The 2,881-nt window shown below is 36.7% G+C and carries 2 protein-coding genes; both read left to right on the top strand.

The annotated features are described in order from the left end of the window. A partial coding sequence (locus tag CQA44_RS11655) for a BspA family leucine-rich repeat surface protein (protein ID WP_115547378.1) occupies nt 1-649 on the top strand: 649 nt, incomplete at its 5' end. A gap of 548 nt (nt 650-1,197) precedes the next feature. Beyond that, nucleotides 1,198-2,373, top strand: a complete 1,176-nt coding sequence (gene msrB, locus CQA44_RS11650; RefSeq protein ID WP_258865036.1) for a peptide-methionine (R)-S-oxide reductase MsrB — start codon at nt 1,198-1,200, stop codon at nt 2,371-2,373. Nucleotides 2,374-2,881 lie beyond the last annotated feature (508 nt).

Here is a 2,881-nt window from a genome sequence, read left to right as displayed (position 1 = left end):
CAAAGAAATTGAGAGCGTTAATCTAGGTGAAATTGATACTTCAAAGATTACAGATATGAGCGAGCTATTTGCAGATTCAGAGAGGGAATGTTTTAACGGGATTGAGACTTGGGATACGAGCAGTGTAGAAAATATGAGACGTATGTTTGCAGGGGCAAGTTGCTTCAATCAACCCCTAGATAAATGGAATGTGAGTAATGTGAGAGATATGCTAGGTATGTTTATAGAAGCAGAATCCTTTAATCAGCCCTTAGATTCTTGGGACACAGGCAAGGTAGTTACTATGATGGGTATGTTTGCAGGGGCAAGCTCTTTTAATCAAAACATAAATAGCTGGAATGTCTCTCAAGTTAAAAGTATGAACAGTATGTTTGCTGAAGCAGAATCTTTCAATCAGCCCTTAGATAAATGGAATGTAAGCAATGTGAGAGATATGCAGGGTATGTTTTATGGCACAGAATCTTTTAATCAACCACTAGATTCTTGGGACACAGGCAAGGTAGTTACTATGATGGGTATGTTTGCTAGGGCAAGCTCTTTTAATCAAAACTTAGATTCGTGGGATATAAGCAATGTAAGGTATATGAACGATATATTTAAAGATTCCCCCCTGCAAGATAATCCACCAAAGTGGTATCAGCAGGATTAAAGAAAACCATAAGATTACTAAGCTAAACTCTCAAAGCTGTCATTATTTAAGGAGAGAATCTTAAAGTAACCTTGATTCTCATTGCTAACTTCGTGCGTTTGCTAAAACATAGGTTTTACCTTGCTATTGCTTAGAATAGCATTGTCGAATATAGAGTGAATCCAGACTTTTGCTTATTTTGACGGGATACAGACGGTGATTTCTGTAAATTGCACAAAAAGATTTTGCGCAAAATCTAATGACTTGATAAATATCACAGATTCTTGTGCAAGGCTGTTATTTAGCTCGCAATGTTTTGGCATAGAGTCCTAGCTAATTGCGGTTTGCGCCCAAAACTACATTGATGATTGTTTGAGATTTAAGCATTAACATTACATTGAGGACATCAATATCGCCCCTACAAATGAGACTAAAAGTCCCTTAGAGAATACTTACTGTGCAGAAATAGAGTGTAATCAATTACAACAAGTGTTCTCTCTGCAGTTATTCTTGCATTTAATAAAACTTAATATACTGCTTGGTTAGCAGAAAAAGCGTAAGGATACAATGTGAAAAAGATAGTTGTTGTTTTAGTTGCGCTGATGCTTATTGCTGTTGTGTATGCCTTGACAAGTGAAAGCTTAAAGGAAGATTCTCTAACTAGCTTACAGGAGATAAGAGATATGCCAAATAATACAAAAGATTTGGAGAGAGATATGAATGGATACAAAGAAATTTACCTCGCGGGAGGCTGTTTTTGGGGGGTGGAGAAATATTTTGATTCTATCAAGGGTGTGGTTTCTACTGATGTGGGTTATGCCAATGGAAGAACAGAGAATCCTAGCTATGAAGATGTAGTGTATCGTGATACCAATCATGTTGAAACAGTGCATATTGTTTATGACCCAAAGATGATTAGTTTGTCCTTTATCCTTGATATGTATTACAAAGTTATTGACCCTACTTCTGTCAATAAACAAGGGAATGACATTGGCACGCAATACCGAACAGGCATTTACTACACAGACAGTAGTGATGAATCGGTGGCTAAAGCTTCACTAGATAAGCTGGCTGACGAATATAATGATAGGAAAATAGCCATAGAGTTACTGCCCTTAGTGAATTATTATAAGGCAGAGGAATATCATCAGAAATATTTGGATAAAAATCCTAATGGCTATTGCCATATCAGTAAAGAGCAATTTACTCAAGCAAGCAAGGCAATTGATATAAGCCTTGCTGAGAATCTTATCTCTAGCGATAGAACTATGCAAAATGGGAGGTTTTCATCTCCACAAGGGCGGAGTTATCAGACATTAAGCGATGCAGAGCTAAAAAGGAATCTCACTGATTTGCAATATAATGTTACGCAAAAAAATGCCACAGAGCCTGCCTTTAGAAACGAGTATTGTGACAATCACGCAAAAGGTATTTATGTAGATATTACCACAGGTGAGCCACTGTTTTCTTCGAGAGATAAGTTTGATTCGGGTTCTGGTTGGCCTAGCTTTACCCAACCTATTAGCGGTACGAACCTTAAGGAAAATATTGATAAAAGCTATGGAATGATACGTACAGAAGTGCGGAGTGAGGTGGGCAATGCTCATCTAGGACATCTTTTTAATGATGGACCAAAAGAAAAAGGTGGCTTGCGTTATTGCATTAACAGCGCATCGCTTAGATTTATTCCTAAAGAAGAGATGATAAAAGAAGGCTATGGGCATTTGTTGCCCTTAGTGGATTAGAGCTTTTAGTTTGTAGTTATTTGTATGTTTTAAAATCATAAATAATAATTAGTGAAGCATGATGCGCAAAGAAAGAGTAGAGTTAGCTTGATTTGAGTGATATTGTTTGGATTTTTTATGTATCTCAAGATTGCTGTGAAAGGCTAAAGTAAGTTCTTGGGAATCTTTGCATGAAATGAGAAATGACAGAGAAAACTTGAGTAGGGCATTCTATTCAGTCATATTGTAGGGGGAAATTTTTGCTTGAAGTGAGTCTCAAATAAGATTAATTGAGCAGCAATTCTCATTCTATTGATACGCTAGATATGCGTTCTTTTTCTCTTTTATATAGGCGTAGGAAGTGTGATAGGAATGTATTTTACTCTGTTACTCTGTGTAATTTCTTTCTCCTTAAGAAAGCATAAACTCACTTGCCCATAACCTTTTTGCATATTGAAAATGTGTAGAAAATGTAGGAGCAATATGTTCATTTTTCAGTTACGGGGTTAAGAACACGCTCTGTGTAATG

The sequence above is a fragment of the Helicobacter sp. MIT 14-3879 genome (genome assembly GCF_003364125.1).
The sequence above is the reverse complement of the archived record's forward strand: the minus strand, read 5'-3'. Positions and strand labels throughout refer to the sequence as shown.